Genomic DNA, 25393 nt, shown 5'->3' on the forward strand with positions numbered 1-25393 from the left:
TGATTGTCCGGCCCGGCGTGCTGCTCCCGTCACGCTCGGCCGCCGCGCCGTGCCCAGGTGAACAGCACTCCTTTCAAGAAGACGCGATGGCGTCCGGCCGTGAGTGAGGTGAGAACGACATGGTTTACCGATCGTCTGAGACTCGGCTGATCACATCGTTGCTGCACTACGGCATCGTCCCGAACTTCTGAATTCAGCCGCGCCGGGCGCGGCATCCGGAGGACGACGTCGAGGACGTCGCCCGGAGCACTGCTCGGGTTATTGCGCGGCACCTCGGGACATTTCGGCACAGCTACGGACGTGGAGCGGACACATGGTGGATTTCGGGGCAATGAATTCCGGGGCGATCGATATGGTCGCGTGGCCGACGACGGGCAATCTCGTCGTCTCGCCTGCGATGCTGGCGGATCTGGGATATCTACGGGGCGAACTGGCGGCGGCGGAGGTGCCGTTCCTGCTCATTCGCGACCGCGACCATCGGCTGGCGCTCGCCGCGGATGCGGCGCACCAGGCCATGGTGCGCCGGGTGCGGGCCACCGCGATCGCCGCGGGTTTCGCCTGTGCCGAGGTGGGGCACAACGTCTTCCGATTCAGCCGCAACGCCGATCCGGCGCACTACGTCGATCTGGAACTGTGGGAGTACCACGGCGACACCGTCGCATGCCCGCGCCCGAATGCCTTCACCCGCAACGTCTTCGACCTCGCCGATGTCGAGCGTACCGAAGTCCGCCTGTTCGACCGCAACTGGCCGACGCTGACCGATATGTTCGCACCACAGCCGACCGACGTCGGCTTCGATATCGACCTGGTGTTCTCCTGGGTCGACGGGACCGATCCCGAATTCCGTGCGCGCCGTGCGCGAATGCTGGCGCAGGTCGTCGTCGGCGAGGGCGATGACGCCGATGCCAGGATCCGTCAGATCGATGAACTGAAATACGCGCTGCGTTCGGTATACAAGAACGCGCCGTGGATCCGCCGGATCTTCATCGCCACCGACTCCGCGGTGCCGCGCTGGCTGGACGAGCATCCGCGGGTGACGGTGGTGCGCGCGGTCGATCACTTCAGCGACACCAGTGGGCTGCCCACCTTCAATTCCCATGCGGTGGAATGCCAACTGCAGCACATCGATGGCCTCAGCGAGCACTTCCTCTACTCCAACGACGATATGTTCTTCGCCCGGCCGGTGCGCCCGTCGATGTTCTTCACCGCGGCCGGGGTGAGCCGGTTCATCGAGGCGGACACCAGGATCGGGCCCGGTCGAAACAACGAGCGACGCAGCGGTTTCGAGAATGCTGCCCGGGTGAACCGGGAACTGCTGGCCGGGCGGTTCGGTCACCTCATCACCCGGCATCTGGAACACACTCCGGTTCCGTTGCGGCGCAGCGTATTACTCGAGATGGAGCAGGAGTTCGCCAGTGACTTCGCGCGGACCAGGTCCAGCAGATTCCGTGCGGCCACCGACATTTCGGTGACCAATTCGCTGTACCACTACTACGCCATGCTCACCGGGCGCGCGGTACCGCAGGACGCGGCGCGGATGCGCTACGTCGATACCACCAGCCAGCGCGGGCTCACCCTGCTCGACGGGCTCGCACAGCATCGCGACGTCGACTTCTTCTGCCTCAACGACGGCAGTTTTCCGGAGATCGCCGAGGTGGATCGCGTGCGCGCGGTCTCGGCGTTCCTGTCCACGTACTTCCCGGACCGCGCGCCCTGGGAGCGGGTCAGTGAACGGCCTCGTCATCCGATTGCGGAGTCTGCGCCTGGCGCCGCATGACCCGCGGGATGCGCGCGGCGGGCGGGATCACTATGCCCGCCTCGGCCAGCTTGCGCGCGGCCTCCTCCGGGGTGGACGGTGCGCCGACGGTCGGGCCGCGATCGATCGGGACCACCGAGTGCACGATGGTGTCCGGGTAGATGTGCACATAGTTGAAGCCCTGCGCGCCGTCGCGGCCACGCAGCCCGCCCTCGGCGACGGCCAGATCCTGGCTGTAGCAGGTCGCCGAGGCGACCGAGACCGGGATGCCCGCGAAGGTCGCGCTGGTCGAAAAGTGCAAGTGCCCCGCCAGGATCGCGCGCACGTCGCTGCCGTCCAGCACATCGGCCAGCCTGCGCTGATCACGCAATTCCACGGTGACCGCGAGATCGAGCACGCACGGCACCGGCGGGTGGTGCATGGCCAGGATGGTCCCGAACGGAGCCGGTTCGGCCAGTACCGACCGCAGCCAGGCCAGCTGTTCGTCGCGGATCTCGCCGTAGTGGTGGCCGGGGACCGTGGTGTCCAGGGCGATGATGCGCAGACCGTCGACCATGTGCACCCGATCCAGCGGCTTCGTCGACGCGCGCTCACCGAGCAGGGTCTGTCGCAGCACACCGCGATCGTCGTGATTGCCGGTGACCCACACGATCGGCGCACGCAATCGGCGCGCGAACGGCTCCACCATCGCGCGTAACTTCTCGTACGCGTCGGGCTCGCCCTGATCGGTGAGGTCACCGGTGAAGACGATCGCGGTCGGCCGGATCCCGCTGGCCGCGGCCTGGTCGAGCAGCTGCCGGAGCCGCTCATCGGCATCTACATCCCCATAGAGCTCGCCGTCGCCGCCGATCAAATGGGTATCGCTGAAATGGAACAGCACGTGATTCGGTCGCGGGTGCTCCGCGACTCTGCTGATGGGCACCGGACCGAACGTCCTCCCCGGCGGATTTGCCCGCCATTGGCTTCGGGTTCCATCGCCAGGATAGCGAAGACCTATTGACAGGCTGCCCCACGGAGGGTGACGACATGCTTGCGGGAAGGTGAGAGTTCGATGTCATCGACGCCCGCCGCACACCATTGCCGCTCGATAGACCGAGCTCGTGACGGCTGATTCCACTAGCGACCGGCCCCGTCGGCGATCACGCATCGGCACGCTGGGCCGAACCGGATCCAGCCGAGAAGTCCGCACAGTCCGTGCGGAAGCGCCTCAGCGGCGAGGATCATCCTCGACACCGCGGCGGTGGGGCATTTTCGAGCGGTGCGACCGGCATGCCAAGCGTTCGACGTGCTTCCGCGAGGGCGGGATTCAGGTGGTTCGCACTCACCTCGTGCCGAGGGCATCGGCGGTGCGGAGGGCGTCGAGGGTCATTTCGGCGTCGACTGTGAAGGGTTCGTTGTGGATTGTTTCGCCGGGGGCGGTGGCGCGAGTTGCGATGGCGGACAAAGTTTTCTGGTCGGCGTCGCGGAGGCCGAGGGCGGCGAGGGTGGTGGGGAGGCCTACTTCGGTGCAGAAGTCGAGGACGGTGGTGATTTCGGTGGCGGGGGCGCCCTCGAGGACCAGTTGGGTGAGTACGCCGAAGGCGACCTTTTCACCGTGTAGGAACGGGTGGGTTTGCGGGGCGGCGGTCAGGCCGTTGTGGACGGCGTGGGCGGCGGCCAGGCCGGAGGATTCGAAACCCAGGCCGGACAGCAGGGTGTTGGCCTCGACGATCCGTTCCAAAGCCGGTGTGACCGTGTGGTTTCGGACTGCGGCCAGCGCGTGGGACCCGTCGGCGAGCAAGGTGCGGTAGCAGAGTTCGGCGAGGGCGGTCGCGCTGCGGGTGGACGCGCCGCCGCGCATATTGCGCACCCGGGCCGCGCTGCAGGTGCGTGCCTCGAACCAGGTGGCGAGCGCATCGCCCATTCCCGCGGTGAGCAGCCGTGCCGGGGCCTGCGCGATGGCGGAGGTATCGACCAGGACCAGCGCCGGGTTGCGGCGGACCAGTTGATAGGCCTCGAATTCGCCGGTATCGGTGTAGATCACCGACAGCGCACTGCACGGCGCATCACTCGACGCCGCCGTGGGACAACTGATCATCGGCAGGTCCAGGTCGTCGGCGACCGCCCGTGCGGTATCGAGCACCTTGCCGCCACCCGCGCCGAGTACGACGGTGCTGCCGCTGTCCCGCACCGCCGCGGTCACCTCCGCGATCTCGGCCCGACTGCATTCGCCGCCCGAACGGTGCACGGTGTATTCGATCTTCGCCTCGGTCAGCGACTGCTCCCAGATATCGGCGAGCAGCCGATACGCACTGGCGCCCGCGACAATCGTCACCGGCCCGCCGATGCCCAACCTGGTCATCTCCGCCCCGAGCGCGGCCGTCGCATCCCGCCCCTGCACATAGTGTCCGGGCGAGGAGAACACACTGAGCATCTGGCACCTCCTGATCGCGGGCACCCGCCGGTTGCGCCGAACGCGCACACCACCGTTGCCCGACAGCCGCTCTCGGTACCGGCAACGCTACGCGCTCGCCGCCGCCGCCGGCCCCTGGTGCCGCGATGCTCGTCCATTACGGCGACACTCTGTACTTCTGCCACCGATAGCCCTCGGTTCCGCGATGACGCATCAGCGAAGGGAGTTTTCATCGTCGCGATCGATACGGAATTCGGTCGGTACCGCATCGACAACCGCATGCGCTGGTTGTCGAATGAGCGTGCGGCTCGGCTGCTCTTTCGAACGCGCGGTCAGTCGCCGACGGGCCAGTGCTTGTGCCAGTCGGCACTGGACAGCGGCGCGCGGTCGCCGCGGGTGACTTCGGCGGCGTCTTCGGCGGCACGAATAGCGGCGGCGAAGGCGAGCGCGGCCTTACGCACGCGTTCCTCAGCACTGTCGGCACCCCCGAGGTGCACCACGCGCAGCACGTCGGGAATCAGATCGTCGGGGAGACCGGCCTTGGCGCTGCGGTCGCGGATCTTTTCGGCGAGTGCCAAGGCGGGCTGGGCCAGCGCAATACCGTCCAGACAAGAACGGCGGGATTTCTCGGCCGACTTGCGTTCCTCCCAGGCGGCTTCCTGCGCGGCGACCTTCTCCGCGACCGTTGCGGCGGGGGCGATCCGCGAATCGACCAGGTGCGGGCTGCGATTGACGAGTTTGGCGACCAAGGCCGCCGCGACGTCATCAACGGTGAATTCGCCTGCCGCCTGGGCGATTCGGGAATGGAAGAGAACCTGCAGGAGCAGGTCGCCCAATTCCTCTTTGATGGTTTCGGCGTCATTGTGCTGAATGGCGTCGAGAAGTTCGTAGGTTTCCTCGAGCAGGTAGGGGCGCAAAGAGTCGTGGGTTTGAGTTACTTCCCAGCCACCGAAGTTCCAGAGGCGGTCCATGACCTCTACGGCGTCGGCCAAACCTGCCGCAACTAGCGCAGTATCGGTTTTCGGCCGCGCGGCGTCGGTCTGGTATCGCGCACCCTGCCGCGCTCCATTCGGCACCGCACTAGCAGCCCGAGCAGCCCGCAATACCGACTCGTCGCGGTCGCCACTCATCGGGCCGCCGAGGCCTCGGTGGCGACCCGCAGCTCGACGAAACCCGGTGGCTTCCCGTCCAACTGGAGCAACAAGTCGGCGACGAATTGCAGCAGGACCACATCGCGGACACGGTCCGCACCGACACTGTCCTGCACCCTCGGCAGCGGCAACTGCACCACGCCGCTGGCGGCGCGATAGCCCGCACTGGGGTAGAGACGCTTGAGCCGCGTCTGCTTGGAATCGGGCAGACTCAGTGGAGAAACCTTCAAAGTGGTTCCGGTGACCGCGATTTCGGTGAGGTTGTACTGGCGGGCCAGCAGCCGCAGCTTCGCGACCGAGACCAGCCTGCCGACCTCGACGGGCAGCGGGCCATAGCGGTCGAGGAGTTCCTCGACCACCGACTCCAGCGCCGGATCATCCTGCGCGGCAGCGAGTTTGCGGTAGGCCTCCAGCCGGAGCCGGTCGCTGGTGATGTAGTCGGGCGGAATGTGCGCGTCCACCGGGAGGTCGATGCGGACCTCCTTGACCTCCTCGATAGTGATCGGCTTACCGTCGGCAGCGGCGCGATAGGCCTCCACCGCCTCACCGACCAGGCGCACGTACAGGTCGAAGCCGACACCGGCCACGTGCCCGGACTGCTCGGCACCGAGCACATTTCCCGCACCGCGGATCTCGAGGTCCTTCATCGCCACGGCCATACCCGCGCCGAGATCCGAGTTCTGCGAAATGGTGGCGAGCCGGTCATAGGCCGTCTCGGTGAGCGGCTTCTCCGGCGGGTAGAGGAAGTAGGCGTAGCCGCGCTCACGACTGCGGCCGACCCGGCCACGCAGCTGATGTAGCTGCGAAAGACCGAGGGCGTCCGCGCGTTCCACGACTAACGTATTCGCATTCGAGATATCGAGCCCGGTTTCGATGATGGTGGTGCACACCAGCACATCGAATTCGCGCTCCCAGAACCCCTGCACGGTCTGCTCCAGCATGTCCTCGTGCATCTGGCCATGCGCGACCACGACCCGCGCCTCCGGGACCAGATCCCGAATCCGCTTGGCGGCCTTGTCGATCGAGGACACCCGGTTGTGCACGTAGAAGACCTGGCCGTCGCGCAGCAGTTCGCGCCGGATCGCCGCGGTGACCTGCTTGTCGTTATAGCCGCCGACATAGGTGAGCACCGGATGCCGCTCCTCCGGCGGCGTGAGGATGGTCGACATCTCGCGGATACCGGCCAGGCTCATCTCCAGCGTGCGCGGAATCGGGGTGGCGGACATGGTCAGCACGTCGACGTGCGTGCGCAGCGCCTTGATGTGTTCCTTGTGCTCGACACCGAAACGCTGCTCCTCATCGACGACGACGAGCCCGAGATCCTTCCACCGCACGCCCGTCTGCAGCAGGCGATGCGTGCCGACCACGATATCGACCGAGCCGTCGGCCATCCCCGCCAGCACCGCGCGGGATTCGGCCAGGTCGGTGAAGCGCGACAACCCCTTCACAGTCACCGGGAAACCCGCGACACGTTCAGCGAAGGTCTGCAGATGCTGTTGCGCCAGCAGGGTTGTCGGCACCAGCACGACGACCTGCTTACCGTCCTGCACCGCCTTGAACGCGGCGCGCACGGCGATCTCGGTCTTGCCGTAGCCGACGTCACCGCAGACCACGCGGTCCATCGGGACCGCCTTCTCCATATCCGACTTCACCTCGGCGATGGCGGTCATCTGGTCGACGGTCTCGGTGAACGCGAACGCGTCCTCCATCTCCTGCTGCCACGGCGTATCCGCGCCGAACGCGTACCCCGGCGCGGCCTGTCGCGCCGCGTACAACTGCACCAGCTCACCGGCGATCTCGCGAACCGCCTTGCGCGCCTTGCGTTTCGTATTCGCCCAGTCGGACCCGCCGAGTTTGGACAGGCTCGGCAGCTCGCCGCCGACGTAGCGCGAGAGCTGATCGAGGGATTCCATCGGCACGAACAGCCGGTCACCGGGCTGGCCGCGTTTGCCGGGCGCGTATTCGATGACGAGATATTCGCGCCGGGCCCCGCCGATGGTGCGCTCGATCATCTCCACGAAACGGCCGATGCCGTGTTGGTCGTGCACCACCATATCGCCGGCGTTGAGCGCCAGCGGGTCGACCTGGTTGCGACGCTTGGCCGGTAGTCGCTTGCCGTCCGCCGGTGCGGTGACCCGGTTACCGGTGAGATCGGATTCGGCGACCATGACCAGACCGGCGTCGTCGAACACCAGGCCGTCGTGCAGCGAACCGCACAGCACAGCGACCACGCCGGGCGTCGGCTCGGCCCCGGCGGCCAGTGCCGCGGCGGGCACATCGGCATCGGCGAGTCGTTCCAGAATGCGTTGCGCCGTACCGTGGCCCGCGACGACCACGACAGCGCGGCCACCGGTCAGCACATGCGCGCGCAGCGACGCGAAGATCGTCGCCACCAGTTCGTCGGAGCCGCGCGCCGCGGGACCGGCCAGCACCGGCAGCACCACCTCGGCGGGATCGCCGGAGGTCAGCGGGCTCAGACTCCACCAGGGCAGGCCGTGTTGATTTGCGCTGTCATGGATTTCGGGCAGCGCGCGGTACCCGGAGGCGGCCAGATCCAACCCGTGCCCACCCAATGGGGCCGCGCCACCGAACGAGGCCGCGGTCCAGGACGCCTCCAGGAACTCCTCGCCGGTGCGCACCAAATCGGCCGCGCGCGTGCGGATCTTCTCCGGATCGCACAGCAGCAGCTGGGTGCCCTCCGGCAAAACCTCGGTGAGCAACCGCAATTCGCCGGGCTGCAGCACCGGCAGCAGCGCCTCCATACCATCGACCGGAATGCCCTCGGCCAATTTCTCCAGCATTTCGACCAGCGCGGCGTCGGCGGCGTTCGCCACCGCGACCTCGGCGGCGCGTTCGCGTACGGCCCGGGTGAGCAAAAGTTCCCGGCACGGCGGCGCGACCACGACACCCACCGCCACATCGGTCAGCGACCGCTGGTCGGCGACCGCGAAGGGCCGCAGCTCGGTCACCTCGTCGCCCCAGAACTCCACGCGCACCGGATGATCCGCCGTCGGCGGGAAAACGTCGAGGATCCCGCCGCGCACCGCGAACTCACCGCGTTTGCCGACCATATCGACGCGGGTATAGGCGAATTCGACCAGACGCAAGAGCAATTCATCGAAATCGAATTCCGCGCCGACGCGCAGCACGATCGGATCGATATGACCGAGGCCGGCGGCCATCGGCTGCATGAGCGAACGGACGGTGGTCACCACCACCCGCAACTGTTCCGGGAACAGCTCGTCCTCGGGATGGGCCAACCGGCGCAACACCTCGAGCCTGCGTCCCACCGTATCCGCACCCGGCGACAGCCGCTCATGCGGCAACGTCTCCCAGGACGGGAACTGCGCGACCGAACCACCGAGCATCTCCTCGAGTTCGACCGTCAGATCGTCGGCCTCACGCCCGGTCGCGGTCACCACGACCAACGGCCGCTGCGCCGCGATCGTCGCGGCCACGAACGGCCGCACCGCGGACGGCCCGACCAGCTCGACCGGCGACTTCCCGACCAGCTCAGCGACGGTCCGCAAGGCGGAATCGGCCCCGGCCACCGCGGCCAGTCCGGCGAGAGGTGGACGGTGGGTGGGCATCAACACTCCTGGAACTCAGGCGGGGCTTGGGGCGGCCAACCGAGTCTAAGCTCCCCCGCCTCCCCGGATCTTCTGCCGGTCGCTGAGTGCCACCATGGTCACCTCGCGGACCGGCGGTCGAGGAGTGGGGCGAGCTCTGGGCGTACTCGACGAGTTACCCATGTGCTCACGAAATCAGTCGGCCAGCAGATAACCTACCAACGCACTCCGACACCTTTTACGGCACGTATCGCCGCAACCGCCGGGCCGCGAATTCGCGGAAGTAGGACAGCTTCTCCTGCGGCACGAGCGAGGGCAGCAGGAAGTACCACGCCCGCTCCATGCGCGTCGCCATCTGATCGATCGAATCGGTGCCGACCGCCGTGATGTGCACGCCGGCGGTCATCTCCTGCAGCAGCAGACCGATCACCTCGGCGTGCAGGTCGGCCTCGAGATCGCCTTGGGCGATGGCACGCTCGGATAGCAGACGGTAGGTATCGCCCCAGGTCTTGGCGATATTATCGCCTTGGGCGCCGCGGTAGTCGCCGATCTGATGGGTCAGCTTGAGCATCGCGCCGACCATCGGATCGTTCATGGATAGGTCCGCGACGACATAGGTGATCCCGATACACGCCTCGAGCGCGGGTACTCTGGGATCGAAGAAGCCCTGACACGAACTGGTCAGGCGCTCGTTGCCCTGGTCGACCACGGCGCGCGCTAGCTCTTCCTTCGAACCGAAGTGAAAGTACAAGGCGCCCTTGGTCACGTTCGACTGCGCGATGATCTCGCTCAGGCTCGCGTTCGCATATCCCAAGCGCAGAAAGACATCGGCAGCGCCCGCCAGAACGGAATCGCGGGTGATCTCCGCGCGCGCTTGCCTAGCCATCAGATCCGCCTGTCATCCTTAAAACCAGCCATCCTGAAGTAGACCGACATCCCGAAGTAGACCGACTTACCGCTCGAACAGCACCCTGAGGATGGGTGAACCGTACCACCAGGTGGGCGCCCGCCAGGGAATTCGAGCATTCGGACGGGCACACTGCGCAATTCACTGGCTACCAATGTGTTCAGTCCCCTGTACCGGCGCGCCATTCCGAGCTGAGCCGCGGCTCGGCCTCCAGATGACTGAGCCCGTTCCAGCACAGGTTCACCAGGTGCGCCGCCACCACCTCTTTGGACGGTTTGCGCTCGTCGAGCCACCAGGTTGCTGCGGTCGACACCATGCCGACCAACGCCTGCGCGTACAGACCGGTCAGGCTGGTATCGAAGCCGCGGCGTTCGAAATCCCCGGCGAGGATGTGCGCGACCTGGTTGGTGGCCTCGTTGAGCAGGCTCGAGTAACGGCCCTCCGCAGTCGCGGCGGGCTGGTCGCGCACCAGGATTCGGAATCCGTCGGTCCGTTCCTCGATATAGGTCAGCAGCGCGAGCGCGACCTGTTCGAGCCGGATCCTGGACCGATTCTGAGTCAGCGAGGAGGTGATCATGTCCAGCAGCATCGACATCTCGCGGTCCACGACCACCGCGTAGAGCCCCTCTTTACCGCCGAAGTGTTCGTACACCACGGGTTTGGAGACCTGGGCCCGCTGTGCGATCTCCTCGATCGATGTCGCGTCGTATCCCCGCTCGGCGAACAACGCGCGACCGATCTCGATCAACTGCTGCCGCCGCTGGGTCCCTGTCATTCGCGGCCGGGACACCCGCTGCGGCTCACCCGAAGACACCAGCCCCGCCTCCTCGCAATGACAATCCGTTCGCATAACTGTTCCAGACAGCTTCGCGAGGTTCCCAGCCGCCCCGGCCAGCGGCTCTCGATGAGCTTCCCGACGCGGCAACTGATCTCGCGCGAACGTGGGTCACGCGCCGGGGACATCCGAGAATCGGCCCATCCGACGACCGTCGGACCGCAACCGCGGCCACACGGCTGCGAGGCTCGGCAAAGATTCGCGGGGAGGCGGGGCAGTGTGCGAAGATTCGTGCCGTGCCGTGGGCACAGCGGCGGGTTTCCCGATCCGCCGGTGTGACAATCCGCCGTAGTGTAATGGCAGCACCTCTGATTTTGGTTCAGATAGTTCAGGTTCGAGTCCTGGCGGCGGAGCACACCGGCACGATGGCCTATCGTTGGCCCCGCACATCGCTGACCATCACGACGACAGCCCAGCACGATGACAGGCAGCCGAGGGAGATCCATGCCACAGCAGACCGCCGTCGTCGTTCTCGCAGCCGGTGCCGGGACGCGAATGCGGTCGAAGACTCCTAAAGTACTGCATTCGCTGGCCGGTCGGAGCATGCTCGCGCACGCGCTGCATGCGGCGAACGAGATCGACCCCGCGTTCCTCATAACCGTGGTGGGACACGATAGGGAACAAGTCGGCGCCGCGGTCGCCGACGTCGCCACCGAACTCGGCCGCGAAATCATGACCGCGATCCAGGAAGAACAACTCGGCACCGGGCACGCGGTGCAGTGCGCGCTGGCCGCGGTTCCCGACGATTTCACCGGTGACCTGCTGGTCACCTCGGCCGATGTCCCGCTGCTGGACGGACACACCCTGTCCGCGCTACTGGACGAGCACCGCAGCTACGCCGACCGTTCGGCGGTCACGGTGCTGACCTTCGTTCCCGGGGACCCGAACGGCTACGGCCGCATCGTCCGCAATGCCGACCGCCAGGTCACCGAGATCGTCGAACATGCCGACGCCACCCCGGAGCAGTCGGCGATCACCGAGGTCAACTCGGGTGTCTACGCCTTCGACGCGGCGGTGCTGCGCACCATGATCGGACGCTTGTCCACCGCCAACGCCCAGCACGAGCTGTACCTGACCGACGTGCTGCGGCTGGCCCGCGAGGCCGGACATCCGGTGCACGGCGCGCGCCTGATCGACGCGGCCAAGGTCACCGGCGTCAACGACCGGGTGCAGATGTCGCAGGCGGCGCGCACCCTCAACCGCTACATCCTGGAGCGGCATATGCGCGCCGGGGTGACCATCATCGACCCCGCCAGCACCTGGGTCGATGCCAGTGTGCGGATCGCCAGGGACGCCGAGATCCGGCCGGGGGTGCAGTTGCTCGGCGGCACCGTCATCGGCGAGGACGCGGTGATCGGGCCGGATTCCACGCTCACCGATGTCGTCGTCGGCGACGGCGCACGTGTTGTTCGCACCCACGGTGATCAGGCCGTGATCGGTCCCGGCGCGAATATCGGCCCCTTCAGCTATCTGCGGCCGGGCACCATCGTCGGCGATTCCGGGAAGCTCGGCGCATTCGTCGAAACCAAGAACGCATCCATCGGCGCACACTCCAAGGTGCCGCACCTCACTTATGTCGGCGATGCCACCATCGGTGAGCACAGCAACATCGGCGCCTCGAGTGTTTTCGTCAATTACGACGGTGTGAAAAAGCATCACACCGTTGTCGGCTCACATGTGCGCACCGGCAGCGACACCATGTTCGTCGCACCGGTGACGGTGGGTGACGGCGCGTATACGGCGGCGGGTACTGTGCTGCGTAGAAGCGTTCCGCCGGGGGCACTCGCGGTTTCAGGCGGGCCACAAAAAAACATTGAGGGCTGGGTGCAGCGACACCGTCCAGGGACGGACGCGGCGCACGCGGCGGCGGAAGCCATCGCGGCCAAAGAGATGTCGGGTCAGGCAATCGAGCAAAAGGATGGCAATCAGCAGTGACCGCGTCATGGATCGACAACCAGAAGAACTTGATGCTCTTCGCGGGACGCGCACATCCTGAGCTGGCCGAGCAGGTCGCCAAGGAACTCGACGTCCACGTCACCCCGCAGACCGCGCGCGACTTCGCCAACGGTGAAATCTTCGTCCGTTTCGAGGAATCCGTGCGCGGCTCGGATGCCTTTGTGCTGCAGAGCTTTCCGGCCCCGCTGAACCAGTGGCTGATGGAACAGCTCATCATGATCGACGCGCTCAAGCGCGGCTCGGCCAAGCGGATCACCGCGGTGCTGCCGTTCTACCCCTACGCCCGTCAGGACAAGAAGCACCGCGGCCGTGAGCCCATCTCCGCCCGCCTCGTCGCCGATCTGCTCAAGACCGCGGGCGCGGACCGCATCATCACCGTCGACCTGCACACCGATCAGATCCAGGGCTTCTTCGACGGCCCGGTCGATCACATGCACGCCCAGCTGCAGCTGGCCGAGTACGTGCGCAACAACTACACCCTCGACCACATCACCGTGGTCTCCCCCGACTCCGGTCGCGTGCGCGTCGCCGAGAAGTGGGCCGATTCGCTCGGCGGCTCCCCGCTGGCGTTCATCCACAAGACCCGCGACCCGCTGGTGCCCAATCAGATCAAGGCCAACCGCGTGGTCGGTGCGGTCGAGGGCCGCACCTGCATCCTGATCGACGACATGATCGACACCGGTGGCACCATCGCCGGCGCGGTCAAGGTGCTCAAGGAGGCCGGTGCCGGTGACGTGGTCATCGCCGCGACACACGGCGTACTGAGCGATCCGGCCGCCGAGCGCCTGGCCAACTGTGGCGCCAAGGAGGTCGTGGTCACCAATACGCTGCCGATCAGCGAGGACAAGAAGTTCCCCCAGCTGACCGTGCTGTCGATCGCGCCGCTGCTGGCGCGCACCATCCGCGAGGTCTTCGAGAACGGTTCGGTCACCGGACTTTTCAACGGCAACGCTTGATCACTGCTTATAGGATATGGCGGCTCGGATATTGTCCGGGCCGCCATTTTCGTCTGGGTGTATACCCTCGAGGCGTCTGCAATGACATAGGGGGGACACCATGACTACACCGCAGGATCCGGCACCGAATATCAATCTCGGGAAGTCACCGGAGCCGCCGCCGGTCGATCCGACGCAGGTCTGCCAACCGCAGGACGGCGCGGACGCGACCAAGGTCTGGGCGCCCGATAGTGCGCCCGGTGTCGATCCGACGCCGGCTTATCAACCGGGACAACCGTTTCCGGGCAGTGCCGCGCCCCCGTACACCCCACCTGCGGGCTACCCGCAGCCGACCGTCTACCCGCAGCCCGTCTACCCGCCGCAGCCGGGTCCCTATGGTGCGCAGCCCGGATACCCGCCACCCGGCGGATACCCCGGGTATCCGTACCAGCCTTACACTCCGCCACAGCAATCCGATGTCCCGATCTTCTCGATCATCAGCTTCTCCTGCCTCGCGGCGACCGCGCTGTCGGTGGTGATGTTCTGCGGGTTGCCCATCGTGATCACCGGACCGGCGGGCATCGTGCTCGGCATCATCGGACACAACAAGGGCGAATCCCTCGGCAAGTGGGCGGCCATCGCCAACGGCGTGGTGCTGGCCCTCGCGATCGTCCTGGTCATCGCCTTCATCGGATTCCTCGGAGCTTTCAGCTGAATCCAGGCGGATCGCCGCCGGGAGGGGTCGGATCCCGTTTGCCGCCGAGGTCCAGGGGGATACTGAGGATATGGACCGCGACCCACTGGACATGGACATGGGGGACGACAAGCAGGCGGACGATATCCGCGCATATGCGCGCAATGTCGAGGATCCGCCCGATGACCTGGAGATTCGCTATCGCGAGGGCGAGGATGACGGCAGGCTCGGCATCGCCGATGAACTCGCACAGGAGTGGACCCCGAGAGAGCAGGCCGCCGAACTCGCCGAGGAGGACGAGCGGCCCGCTGAGGTCGCCGCGATGGAGATCGTCGACGATACGGATCTGTAGTGCGCACCCCGCAGCCGCCGACGTGAGGAGAGTTCGATGACCACTCCGCAGCATCCCGAGCGGGGCGATGCGGTGCCCGAGAAACCGGACGACGAGAAATCCCCCGCCGAGCCGCTGGAATCCGCGGGCACGGATTGGGCCACACCGGCTGCCGGCGAGCCCTGGGAATCAGCGCCCGTCGAACCGGCCGCACCGCTACCGGCCGGGCCCGCCGCACCGGATATCGACGCACAGCCATCGGGCGCGGAACCGGCCGCACCGACGCCGGCCGAGCGCGCGGCCGCCGAGACCGCACCCGATCTCGTGGCACAGCCGCAGCCGTGGAACGCCGGTGACCAGCAGCAGGCGCAACCCTCGGGCACACCGAACCAATCTCGGGCGCAACCAGAACCGTGGCACCCCGCGGCGGGAGCACAGTACGAGCGGCAGCCCTACCCGCCGGGCGCCGTCTACCCGCCCATCACCGACAAAACACCGGAATCCCCGTACGGCGGCTATCCTCCCTACACCCCGCAGCCCTACAGCACACCCGAACCGAGATCCGGCACCCAAACCCTGTCGATCATCGCCTTCGTCTGCGCGGGCATCTCATTGCTGTTCTGTCCCTACCTGTTCGGCCCGGCCGGCATCATTCTCGGCCTCATCGCCCACAACAAGGGCGAATCCCTCGGCAAGTGGGCCGCCATCGTCTCCGCACTCACCCTGATCATCGGACTCATCCTCGCCTACGCGGTCTTCAGCGGCAGCATGATCCCCGACTCCAACTGACCGCGCTCGAACGGATGGGCGAGGTCGCGATACCGCAGGCTGACGTCGTAGCGTGTTGCCATGAGCGAACGCAGTGAGCGAATCATGTCGCAGCGTCCACGGCGAATGCGGGAGCCGAGCGCTAGCGAGGCGCACGCATGAGTCGATTCGGTGGATTCCCGCTGGCGGGGCTGGACTTCTATGAGGATCTCGAGGCCGATAACTCGAAGGCCTTCTGGAGCGCGCACAAGGATGTGTACGAGACGGCGGTCAAGGCGCCGATGGTCGCGCTGACCGCGGAGTTGGAGGCCGACTTCGGCACCGCGAAGATCTTCCGGCCGTACCGGGATGTGCGTTTCTCCAAGGACAAGGTGCCCTATAAGACGGCACAGGGCGCGGTGGTCAGCGTCGCGCCGGGCACGGGCTGGTATGTGCAGATCAACGCGGCGGGACTGTTCGTGGGCGGCGGGTTCTACGCGGGCTCCCCCGCGCAGGTCGCCCAGCTGCGCAGCACCATCGATGACGATGTGCGCGGCGCGGAGCTGGAGGCGATTCTGGCGAAGCTCACCAAGGCGGGGTTCACGATCAGTGGGGACAAGCTGAAAACCAAACCGAAGGGCTACGAGGCGGATCACCCGCGCATCGATCTCCTGCGGCACAAATCGCTTACGTGCAGTAAGGAATTCGGTGCGCCGGCCTGGCTGGACAAACCGCGGACCGCGAAGGAGGTCCGCACCGCCTGGGAGACGATGCGGCCCTTCATCGACTGGCTGGCCGCGGTGGTCGGCGGCGGGCCCGCCTAGTCCTAGCCGCGCGCGGCCAGTACCAGGGCGAAGCGGTTGTCGGGATCGGTCCAGACCTCTTCGGTCTTGAAACCGGTGGCGGCCAGTTCGGCATCCAGCCCGTCGATGCGGAACTTGGCGGAGATCTCGGTGCGCATCTGCTCGCCCCGCGCGAAGTGCACGGTGAGATCCAGGTCGCGAACCGTCACGGTCATCTCTTCGGTAGCCTCCAAGCGCATTTCGATCCACTCGCGCTCGGCATCCCATTTGGCGACGTGCGCGAACTTGTCCGGTTCGAAATCGGCGTCGAGCCGACTGTTCAACACGTGCAACACATTTCGGTTGAACTCGGCGGTGACACCGGCCGCGTCGTCATAGGCGGGGACCAGCACCGCCGGGTCGATGACCAAGCCGGCGCCGAGCAGCAATTGCTCGCCCGGTTCCAGCACTTCGAAAATGCTGGACAGGAATTCGGCCCGCTCATCCGGGACCAGGTTGCCGATGGTGCCGCCGAGGAAGGCGATCATGCGCCGGCCTCCACCCGGCAGGTTGCGCAGGGTGTCGGTGAAATCGCTGACCACCCCGTGCACCGCGAGTGTCGGGAATTCGGCGGCGATCTCGTCAGCGGCGGCCCGCAGCGCCGAGGACGAGACATCCTGCGGAACATAGGTTTTCAGCGGTCCTCCCGCGATCAGTGCGGAGAGCAGCAGCCTGGTCTTGGCGGCCGAACCCGAGCCGAGTTCGACCAGGACCTCGGCCTGTGCGGTGCGGGCGATCTCGCCGACGACCCGCTCCAGCAGCGCGCGTTCGGTGCGGGTCGGATAGTACTCGGGGAGTTCGGTGATCTGCTCGAACAATTCACTGCCGCGGGCGTCGTAGAACCACTTGGGTGGCAACCACTTCGGATCCGCGGTGAGACCGAGCCCGGCATCCGTCCGCAACGCCGAGGTGAGGTCGTCATCGGATAGGTGGATCTCCAGCGTCGGAGCGGTCATAACAGCGAGCCTTTCGTGCTTGGAACAGCGAGCAAAGGTGTCACGGAGAGCGCACCGGGGCGGGCGCTGACCAGCTGGCGATCCGGAATCGGCTGCCAGCGGGGGTCGTCGTCGAAGGGTTCGGAGGAAAGGATGGCGAAATCGTCGGTGACCAGCGCGGATAGCGAGTGGTACCCGGTGGTCGCCCACAGCTGTTGGCCGTCGCCGAGTAGGAAATTCAGTCTGGCGTCCGGGGCTCGGTCCAGGATCGCGGCGACGAGCAGACTCAAGGCCGCCGGGGCCGCCGCCCACGAACCGTCCGGTGCGCCGGTGGACAGCAGGCCGCGCAGGATGACCCAGAGCGTTGCCGAATCGGTCGCGGATTCGGTCTCCAGCAACCGCATCGGCTCGAACAGCTGACCCGCGCCGAGTTCGGTTGCGGTGGAGCCGAATTCCTCGGCCACCGCACCGAGCGTGCGGCGCCAGTCGGGCACCACGCCGTTGTGACTGAACGCCCAGCGGCCATCGGTGAACGGCGCGCAGGCATTCCGCTCGACCGGCATGCCCACGGTGGCCGACCTGATCGAGGCCAGCACCGCCCACGATTCCAATTGCGGGAGAACCTCTTCCACCGCCGGATCGGTCCAGATGGGTGCGGGATTGCGGTACCGGCTGACGGTCACCGAATCGTCATCGGCATCCCGCCACCAGGCCACACCGAACCCGTCGGCATTGATCGTCCCACCGCCCCGCATATCCCGTGGCGCCCACGCCTGCGTCCGCAGCGAATGCGACCCGAGCGTCAGCATGTCACCCACCCGCACTTGCGGGCCGAGGTAACCGAGGTGTCGGCACATCAGCGTTCACCTCCCGCGGCCATGGGTCGTCGCGCCGCGACACTCCCTCGCCTACGGGCCGGATTCCCATGCAGCACTGCGGCACTCGCCCGCACTGCGGCGTCACGAGTCCGGTCGGGACTCGCACTCATCGCCGTGCCGCTCACTCGCCCTCGCCTTGTCGCAGATCGCGGGCCAGCCGGAAGCCCGCGAAGATCTGACGGCGGATCGGGTGATCCCAGTTGCGGAAGGTGCCACGGCAGGCGACCGGATCGGTGCCGAAGGAGCCACCGCGCAGTACTCGGTAGTCGCCACCGAAGAAGACGTCGGAGTATTCGGCGTAGGGGAAGGCGCGGAAGCCGGGGTACGGGGCGAAACCCGATGCCGTCCACTCCCATACGTCGCCGATCAACTGGTGCACCCCGGCCGGTGACGCACCCGCCGGATACGCGCCGACATCGGCGGGTTCCAGGTGGCGCTGGCCGAGATTCGCGGTGGCGGAATCAGGTTCGGTATCGCCCCACGGATAGCGGCGCGACGCTCCGGTCGCCGGGTCGAACCGGGCCGCCTTCTCCCATTCCGCCTCGGTAGGCAGGCGCTTGCCCGCCCAGGTGGCATAGGCCTCGGCCTCGAACCAGCAGACGTGCACCACCGGCTGTTGCGGACGTACCGGGGCCATCACGCCGAATCCTCGCCGCCACCAGTGGCCGCCCGGATCGCGCTCCCAGAATTGTGGCGCGACCAGGCCCGCCTCCTGCCGGTGCGCCCAACCGCGTTCGGACCACAGCTCGGGCCGTTCGTAACCGCCATCGGCGATGAAGGCCAGGTACTGCTCGTTGGTGACCGGCGCGACGTCGATGGCGAAGGCGGGCACGTGCACCGGATGCGCGGGCCGCTCATTGTCCAGTGCCCACGGGTCGGTCGAGGTGCCCATGGCGAATTCGCCTGCGGGAATGACAACTTCACCGCTGACCGGAGTGGCCGCCGCGGGCGGGGCGGGCGCGGCCAGCACGGCGGGGCCGGTGCGCAATTGATGGGTGGCGAGCATGGTTTCGTCGTGCTGCTGCTCGTGCTGGGCGATCATGCCGAAGGCGAATCCGCCGTCGACCAGCGGATCACCGCGTAAAGCACTGGTGTCCAACACATCCCACACCTTGTCGCGCACGGTGCCGACATAATCCCGGGCCTGGGACGGATCGAGCAGCGGCAGCTCGGGGCGATGGGCGCGGGCGTGTTTGAACGCGTCGTACAGCTCATCGATATCGGCGCGCACGGGTTCGCGGCCGCCGACATCGCGAACCAGCCACAGTTCTTCTTGATTGCCGATATGGGCGAGATCCCAGACGAGCGGGCTCATCAGTCGCGAATGCTGCGCGACCAGCTCTTCTTCATCGAGGGTGGTGAGGCCGATGGTGCGATCCCGTGCGCGGGCGAGCACTTCGGCGATCCGGTCACGCAACTGTTCGGTGCCGGAATGGTCGGTTGCGGGGTGCTGAATAGTCACGATGGGTATCTCCGGAACTCGTTCTGGTCAAGTTCGTGCGGGTCGGGTAGTCCGGGCGCGATCACGGGACGACCCCATTGGAATCCGCACTGCGCGAAACGAGTTCATCGGTCGGGGTGCGACCGCTGCGACATCGCTCGGCCGCGGATTCGATCTCGTGGGCCGCCGCCGGACTCGCCGCGTGGGCCGCGGCCAGGCTCAGCAATGCGACGGCGGCCTCCTGGATCTCGGGATCGGCCAGCCCACAGCGAGCCGCGTCGAGCCACCGGCCCGCGAGTGGCGCGGCGATCGCGGTCGCCTCGGCGATCACGGCCGGGGCCGACAGCAGTGCGTCGAATACGTGGATCGGGACGGTCCAGTCGTCGTCCGGCTGGGCGTCGAGGTAGCGGACCTCCAGATGTCCCGAGGCGCGGACCGGCGGGAACAGGGTGGTCAGGTGATAGTCGAGATCACCGACATCGGGACGGCGACCGATCTCGTCGTCCAGCGCACCGGACAACCAGTCCGCGAAGGTCGCTTCCGGCGGCGCTGACCAGCCATGACCATCGCCCTCGGCGGCTACACCATTGGGGTGACGAACACACAGCAGCGGGACATCCAGGGCCCAGCGCGCATAGCCCCTGAGCGGATCCGGCCAGGATTCCACCGCCGGACGGGTGCGGGCATGGTCGAGGCGCAACCAGGTCCGCATGCGCTGCGACACCCACGTTCCCGCCGGTGCGCCGTGCAATTCGGGTGAGCAGGCGAATGCCGCAAGCAGTGCGGGGCCGATCGTGTACAGCGCGGTCCAGCGAGCGGTGACCTCGGCGCGATCCGCACCGGCGTCGACGCTGACCTGGGTCGCGGCGGTATTGCACATCATCAGCTTGCCGAACGGGCCGATACCGCTGAAGGACTGTTCCATGGCGCGATAGCGCGGTAACCGCAGTACCCGTTTGGGGCGGCGGTCCGCGTCGGCGGCGGCGGAGATGGTGCGAATGGATCGGGATTCGAGTAGATCCCGCAGCATCCGAGCGTCGGATTGCAGGCCCTCGCACAGCTGCGCGGCAGCGGCGAACGGAGCGCTGGAGAGTTCGATTTGACCGCCGGGTTCGAGGGTGACCCGGCTGCCCCCTGGCAGCGAGAGTGCCGGTGAATCGGGGGCAATGGACCGTGGTGCGTACGGTCCGAGTGCAGCCACGAGTGCAGCCAGCTGCGGGCGGGGTGCGGCGGATGGACCTGACGGCGAACACTCACCCTGCACGGTGAGCCACTCGAGTTCGGCGCCGATGAGCGTAGGTGGGCCCAACTTGAAACAGATTTTTTCGATATAGGCCTCGGCCGCGGCCCGCGAGGACAGTTCACCGTGTTCGAGCGCGGTGACCCGCTGCGGGTGTTCGAGCGTGACCGCCATACCAACCTCCACCATGTGAATCCGTGTACCAGGCCGAATGTGCGCTTAGTCCTGTATCGCCGCAGTCGCCCGGCATATTCCAGACGCGACGATCCATCCAGGGTAGCCATGGGCACCGACAGGAAACCGAAGAGAAACCGAACTCCGTACCCATTACTGTCGGTGCCATGCTGGACGAGAAGCGCGTACGTGCCGATACACCGGGCTGCGCGTCCGGTTCCGAACCGGGTCTGGTTTTCCTCGACAGCGCGGGATCCTCGCTACCGCCGCGGATCGTCCTGGACGCGGTGATCGGCCATCTGCGGCGCGAAGCCGAGATCGGCGGCTATCGGGCGGCGAACGAACGCCTCGCCGACCTCGACGCGGTGAAAACCGCCATCGGCACGCTCATCAACGCCGCCCCGAGCAGTATCGCGCTCAGCGACAGCGCCACTCGCTCCTGGTCCGATTTCTACTACTCCGTCCCGCTGGCACCCGGCGACCGGATCCTCATCTCCGGCGCCGACTACGCGAGCAATGCCATCGCGGCGCTGCAGCGGGCCAAGGCCACCGGCGCGGTCGTCGAGCCGATTCCCAGCGACGGCACCGGCCAGATCGATCTCGACGCGCTCGCCGAGATGGTCGACGAACGTGTGAAGCTGGTGTCGGTGCTGCACGCCCCGACCAACGGTGGCCTGGTAAACCCCGCCACCGAGGCCACCAGGATCGCGCATTCGGTCGGCGCGCTCGTCCTGCTCGATGCCTGTCAGTCGGCTGGGCAACTACCGATCGATGTGGCCGAGCTGGACGTCGACGCGCTCTCGGTCACCGGCCGCAAATGGCTGCGTGGGCCGCGCGGCACCGGATTCCTCTATGTGCGACCGGAATTGGCCGCATCGATGGAGCCACAACGCCTCGACTTGCACAGCGCGCAGTGGACCGGGCCCAACGAGTACACCCTGCACCCCGACGCGAGCCGCTTCGAATTCTGGGAATGCGATGTCGCCGCGCGCCTCGGTCTCGGTGCCGCCGTGCGGTACCTGCTCGAGCTCGGCCCCGAGGACGTCTACGCGGCGATCGCGGCGCGTGCCGAACACCTGCGCAAATCACTGCCCCAGATATCCGGAGTTACGGTGCGCGATATCGGCATTCGGCACAGCGGTATCGTCTCGTTCACGGTCGACGGGACCTCCGCCGTCGAGGTGCGGGATCGGCTCGCGGCGCAGAACATCACCGTGACCGTCAGCCACGCCAGCTCCACGCTGCTCGACATGACCTCGCGCGGACTGGATTCCGTGGTCCGGGCCTCCCCGCACTGCTTCGTCGGCTTCGATGAGCTGGACCGGTTCGTGGCCGCCGTGGCCGCGCTCTGATGTCGCCGCGCGAGCTGGTTGTCCTCGGCACCGCAAGTCAGGTTCCGACCAAGCAGCGCAACCACAATGGATATCTGCTGCGCTGGGGCGAGGAGGGCATTCTCTTCGATCCCGGTGAGGGTACCCAGCGGCAGATGACGTTCGCGGGCGTCTCCGTCACCGACATCACGCGCATCGCGGTGACACACTTCCACGGTGACCACTGCCTCGGTCTGCCCGGGGTTATCCAGCGGATCAATCTGGACAAGGTCGCGCATCCGGTGGACGTGTACTACCCGGCGTCGGGCCAGCAGTATTTCGATCGGCTGAGCAGTGCCACCGTTTTTCACCGCACCGTCGAACTTCGTACGCATCCGATCGCGAGTTCGGGCGCAGTGGTCGCGCCGAACGCACCGTTCGCGCTCGAGGCAGTAGCGCTGTCGCATCCGGTCGAATCGTTCGGCTATCGACTCACCGAACCCGACGGCCACCGCATCCTGCCGGACCGCCTCGCCGAACTCGGTCTGCGCGGTCCGGCGGTCGGGGCATTGCAGCGCGCGGGCCGCATCGAATTCGACGGGCGCACAATCACGTTGGCCGAAATCAGCGAACCGCGCCCCGGCCAGAGCGTCGCCTTCGTGATGGACACTCGCCTCTGCCCGGGCGTGCTGGCACTCGCCTCGGGGGTGGACATGCTGGTAATCGAGGCGACGTTCCTGGACGCTGATATCCGCCTCGCCGAGGAGTACGGCCACCTGACGGCCGGACAAGCGGCCCGAGCGGCCGCCGAAGCGGGCGTGCGCACCCTGGTCCTCACCCATTTCTCGCAGCGCTACCGTGATCTCGAAGACCACCGCGCCGAGGCGGCTCGACACTTCACCGGCGAGATCGTGATCGCCACCGACCTGGCGAGAATCCCACTCCCGCAACGCCGTTGACAGTTCGATAGCTCGTGCGGGAGGTTCGGGGATGGTGCGAGCTTGCCGGACGCGGCAGTTGCGAGGGGCGGGCAATGCGCTCAGGTGAGGTGACGAGCGATCACCTGGGTGACCAGGGCGCCGGCGTCGAAGCCGGGGTCGACCAGGCGCAGGCTGCAGTTGGCTTGTAGGGCGGCGATGCCATGGAGGTTGGTCCACAGCGTGATCGCACGGACCCGGGGTTCGGCGGAGTACGGGGCCGATTCGTGGACCAGGGTGGCAAAACGTTCAAAGAGGGGCAGGGTGGTCTGGCGGAGGTTTTCGCCGCCGGCACCGACAAGGTGAATCCGCGCGGCAGCCGGTTGCTGCGTTTCGGCAAGGTTCGGATCAGCTTCGGCGCACCGCGCTACTACCCGCAGCTCACCCCACTGCTCGCCGCGAACGACGTTCGTACCGCGACCGACGACCTGATGCGCGAACTCGCCGCGCGTTCGGGCCGCCATTACGTCGACCGCTACGCCGCCACCTTCCACTCCTGATTCGACCCTCAAAATCGGACCGTTCAGTACGCTTACCGGGCAAGCTCTTGGACAACCGAACGGATCGGTTAACGCGGGAGCGGATTGGCGGGATAGTTGGAAGCAGGGCCGGTAGAACGTCCGGCCACCGTATCGGGGTGATCAGGGAGTTGGACTTTGAGTAGGTTCACCGATGAGATGTACGCGACGGCGCAGACCTCGAGTCGGGGGCTGGTGAGCGGGGAGCCGAACGCGCCGTTGCGGCAGTCCTGGGGCGATATCCACCACATCGCCCGGCGGATGGCGGGCGGCCTCGCCGAGGCCGGGATCGGACACGGTGACGCGGTCGGCGTCCTGGCCGGAATGCCGGTCGATATCGCACCGGTCTGCCAGGGCATCTGGATGCGCGGCGCATCCATCACCATGCTGCATCAGCCCACCCCGCGCACCGATCTCGTGGTCTGGGCACGCGATACCGAAACCGTGCTGTCGATGATCAAGGCGCGCGCCGTCGTACTCGGCGCGCCCTTCGAAGCCGCGGAGCCGCTGCTGCGCGAGCGCGGCATCACCGTGGTGCGCATCGACCAACTGCACGACGGCCCGGAGACCGAACCGCTGCCGACCGTCGAGACCGATATCGCATTGCAGCAGTTGACCTCCGGATCGACCGGATCGCCGAAGGCGGTACGGATCACGCACGGGAACTTCTACGTCAACGCCTACGCCATGTTCGATCGGGTGAAGTTCCAGCTCGACGAGGATGTGATGATCAGCTGGCTGCCCCTGTTCCACGATATGGGCATGGTCGGATTCCTCAGCGTCCCCATGCAATTCGGCGCCGAAGTGGTCTGCGTGACGCCGATCGACTTCCTGATGCGTCCGCTGGTGTGGGCCGAGCTGATCGACAAGTATCGCGGCACCGTCACAGCGGCACCGAATTTCGCGTACTCGCTGCTCGCCCGCCGACTCAAGCAGGCCGAGGACGGCGCCTACGATCTCAGCAGCGTCCGGTACATGTGGAATGGCGCCGAACCCGTCGACCCGGACACCATGGACGCACTCGCCGTGGCCGGAAAACGCTTCCGGCTCAACCCGATGGCGCTCACCCCGGTCTACGGCATGGCCGAAACCACACTGGCCGTGTCGATACCGGATCCCGGACTCGGCCAGGTGCTCGACGTCGTCGACGCCGACCTGCTCGAAGCGCTGGGAAAGGCCGTGCCGGTGCCCGAGCCACACGGCACCCACGGCAACGTCCGCCGGATGCCGACCCTGGGCTACCTGGTCGACGAACTGGAGGGCCGAATCGTCGACACGGAGCGCCAGACGCTGCCGACCCGCTCTGTCGGCGTGATCCAACTGCGCGGTCCCGCAGTCACTTCCGGCTACGTCACGGTCGACGGATTCCGCGGCGCGCAGGACGATGAGGGCTGGCTCGACACCGGCGATATCGGCTACTTCACCGATGAGGGCCTGATCGTCGTGTGCGGCCGGATCAAGGACGTCATCATCATGGGTGGCCGCAATATCTACCCCACCGATATCGAGCGCGCCGCGATGCGGGTGCCGGGCGTGCGCCCCGGCAATGCGGTGGCGGTTCGCTTGGACGCGGGCGACAAACGTGAAAGCTTCGCCGTCGTGGTGGAGAGTAACGACCACCAGAATCACGATGTGGTCAAGCGCATCGAGCACGATATCGTGCACGCGGTCTTCTCCGAGGTCGGCGCCCGGCCCCGCACCGTCGCGGTGCTCGGCCCCGGCGCACTGCCCAAGACCTCCTCCGGCAAGCTCCGCCGCGCCGCCACCGCCATGCATCTGCCACGCGGCTGAGGGGGGCGAATGTG

21 protein-coding genes and 1 tRNA gene are annotated in these 25393 nt (G+C 66.8%); 12 read left to right on the plus strand and 10 right to left on the minus strand.

Annotation, left to right across the window (positions count from 1 at the left end; all coding sequences use genetic code 11):
* Nucleotides 1-331: 331 nt before the first annotated feature.
* Nucleotides 332-1777, plus strand: a complete 1446-nt coding sequence (locus OG874_RS29300; protein WP_442943438.1) for a stealth family protein — start codon at nt 332-334, stop codon at nt 1775-1777.
* Here the strand turns inward: OG874_RS29300 and OG874_RS29305 are convergent.
* The 6 genes from OG874_RS29305 to OG874_RS29330 form a co-directional block, all read right to left on the minus strand.
* Nucleotides 1725-2678 (minus strand): phosphodiesterase, encoded by a 954-nt coding sequence (locus tag OG874_RS29305; RefSeq protein WP_330250330.1) that lies wholly within the window; start codon nt 2676-2678, stop codon nt 1725-1727. The two genes, OG874_RS29300 and OG874_RS29305, sit on opposite strands and share 53 nt — an antisense overlap.
* A 399-nt stretch (nt 2679-3077) precedes the next feature.
* Nucleotides 3078-4169 (minus strand): glycerol dehydrogenase, encoded by a 1092-nt coding sequence (locus OG874_RS29310; RefSeq protein WP_330250331.1) that lies wholly within the window; start codon nt 4167-4169, stop codon nt 3078-3080.
* A gap of 311 nt (nt 4170-4480) precedes the next feature.
* Complete coding sequence (locus tag OG874_RS29315; RefSeq protein ID WP_442943134.1) at nt 4481-5278, minus strand: MazG family protein; 798 nt, start codon at nt 5276-5278, stop codon at nt 4481-4483.
* Nucleotides 5275-8889, minus strand: coding sequence for a transcription-repair coupling factor (mfd, locus tag OG874_RS29320; protein ID WP_330250332.1), 3615 nt, complete (start codon nt 8887-8889; stop codon nt 5275-5277). The genes OG874_RS29315 and mfd overlap by 4 nt, the downstream gene beginning before the upstream one ends.
* Before the next feature lie 217 nt (nt 8890-9106).
* Complete coding sequence (locus tag OG874_RS29325) at nt 9107-9754, minus strand: TetR/AcrR family transcriptional regulator (protein WP_330250333.1); 648 nt, start codon at nt 9752-9754, stop codon at nt 9107-9109.
* 181 nt (nt 9755-9935) lie between these two features.
* Nucleotides 9936-10550, minus strand: coding sequence for a TetR/AcrR family transcriptional regulator (locus OG874_RS29330; RefSeq protein ID WP_330257466.1), 615 nt, complete (start codon nt 10548-10550; stop codon nt 9936-9938).
* 342 nt (nt 10551-10892) lie between these two features.
* On the opposite strand from OG874_RS29330, the gene OG874_RS29335 reads away from it, so the two are divergent.
* From OG874_RS29335 to OG874_RS29365, 7 genes are all read left to right on the plus strand, one after another.
* Nucleotides 10893-10963: transfer RNA gene (locus OG874_RS29335), tRNA-Gln, on the plus strand.
* 91 nt (nt 10964-11054) lie between these two features.
* A complete protein-coding gene (glmU, locus tag OG874_RS29340) occupies nt 11055-12545 on the plus strand; it encodes a bifunctional UDP-N-acetylglucosamine diphosphorylase/glucosamine-1-phosphate N-acetyltransferase GlmU (protein WP_330250334.1) in 1491 nt (496 codons plus the stop codon).
* A complete protein-coding gene (locus tag OG874_RS29345) occupies nt 12542-13522 on the plus strand; it encodes a ribose-phosphate diphosphokinase (protein ID WP_330250335.1) in 981 nt (326 codons plus the stop codon). The genes glmU and OG874_RS29345 overlap by 4 nt, the downstream gene beginning before the upstream one ends.
* 100 nt (nt 13523-13622) lie before the next feature.
* A complete protein-coding gene (locus tag OG874_RS29350; RefSeq protein WP_330250336.1) occupies nt 13623-14216 on the plus strand; it encodes a hypothetical protein in 594 nt (197 codons plus the stop codon).
* 70 nt (nt 14217-14286) lie between these two features.
* Nucleotides 14287-14547, plus strand: coding sequence for a hypothetical protein (locus OG874_RS29355; RefSeq protein ID WP_330250337.1), 261 nt, complete (start codon nt 14287-14289; stop codon nt 14545-14547).
* 36 nt (nt 14548-14583) lie between these two features.
* Entirely contained in the window at nt 14584-15315 is a 732-nt protein-coding gene (locus OG874_RS29360; protein WP_330250338.1) for a hypothetical protein, read from the plus strand.
* A gap of 137 nt (nt 15316-15452) precedes the next feature.
* A complete protein-coding gene (locus OG874_RS29365) occupies nt 15453-16097 on the plus strand; it encodes a DUF2461 domain-containing protein (protein ID WP_330250339.1) in 645 nt (214 codons plus the stop codon).
* 2 nt (nt 16098-16099) lie between these two features.
* Here OG874_RS29365 and egtD read toward each other — a convergent pair whose 3' ends face one another.
* From egtD to egtA, 4 genes are all read right to left on the minus strand, one after another.
* Nucleotides 16100-17071: an L-histidine N(alpha)-methyltransferase gene (egtD, locus tag OG874_RS29370; RefSeq protein ID WP_330250340.1), complete on the minus strand. Its 972-nt coding sequence runs from the start codon at nt 17069-17071 to the stop codon at nt 16100-16102.
* Nucleotides 17068-17907, minus strand: a complete 840-nt coding sequence (gene egtC / locus OG874_RS29375) for an ergothioneine biosynthesis protein EgtC (protein WP_330250341.1) — start codon at nt 17905-17907, stop codon at nt 17068-17070. The genes egtD and egtC overlap by 4 nt, the downstream gene beginning before the upstream one ends.
* Nucleotides 17908-18049: 142 nt before the next feature.
* Nucleotides 18050-19390: an ergothioneine biosynthesis protein EgtB gene (gene egtB / locus OG874_RS29380; RefSeq protein ID WP_330250342.1), complete on the minus strand. Its 1341-nt coding sequence runs from the start codon at nt 19388-19390 to the stop codon at nt 18050-18052.
* A gap of 61 nt (nt 19391-19451) precedes the next feature.
* On the minus strand, nt 19452-20783 hold the full coding sequence (gene egtA / locus OG874_RS29385) for an ergothioneine biosynthesis glutamate--cysteine ligase EgtA (RefSeq protein WP_330250343.1): 1332 nt from the start codon (nt 20781-20783) through the stop codon (nt 19452-19454).
* 167 nt (nt 20784-20950) lie between these two features.
* Between egtA and OG874_RS29390 the strand changes: the two genes are divergently transcribed.
* The 4 genes from OG874_RS29390 to OG874_RS29405 all read left to right on the plus strand — a co-directional run bounded on the left by OG874_RS29390 (nt 20951) and on the right by OG874_RS29405 (nt 25379).
* Entirely contained in the window at nt 20951-22135 is a 1185-nt protein-coding gene (locus OG874_RS29390) for an aminotransferase class V-fold PLP-dependent enzyme (RefSeq protein ID WP_330250344.1), read from the plus strand.
* Entirely contained in the window at nt 22135-23052 is a 918-nt protein-coding gene (locus tag OG874_RS29395) for a ribonuclease Z (protein ID WP_330250345.1), read from the plus strand. The genes OG874_RS29390 and OG874_RS29395 overlap by 1 nt, the downstream gene beginning before the upstream one ends.
* Nucleotides 23053-23297: 245 nt before the next feature.
* On the plus strand, nt 23298-23570 hold the full coding sequence (locus OG874_RS29400) for a hypothetical protein (protein WP_330250346.1): 273 nt from the start codon (nt 23298-23300) through the stop codon (nt 23568-23570).
* Nucleotides 23571-23726: 156 nt separating this feature from the next.
* Nucleotides 23727-25379 carry a fatty acyl-AMP ligase gene (locus tag OG874_RS29405; protein WP_330250347.1) on the plus strand — a complete coding sequence of 551 codons (1653 nt, stop codon included), beginning with the start codon at nt 23727-23729 and terminating at the stop codon, nt 25377-25379.
* Nucleotides 25380-25393 lie beyond the last annotated feature (14 nt).

The sequence above is a fragment of the Nocardia sp. NBC_00565 genome (assembly GCF_036345915.1).
In the GTDB taxonomy this organism is placed as follows: domain Bacteria; phylum Actinomycetota; class Actinomycetes; order Mycobacteriales; family Mycobacteriaceae; genus Nocardia.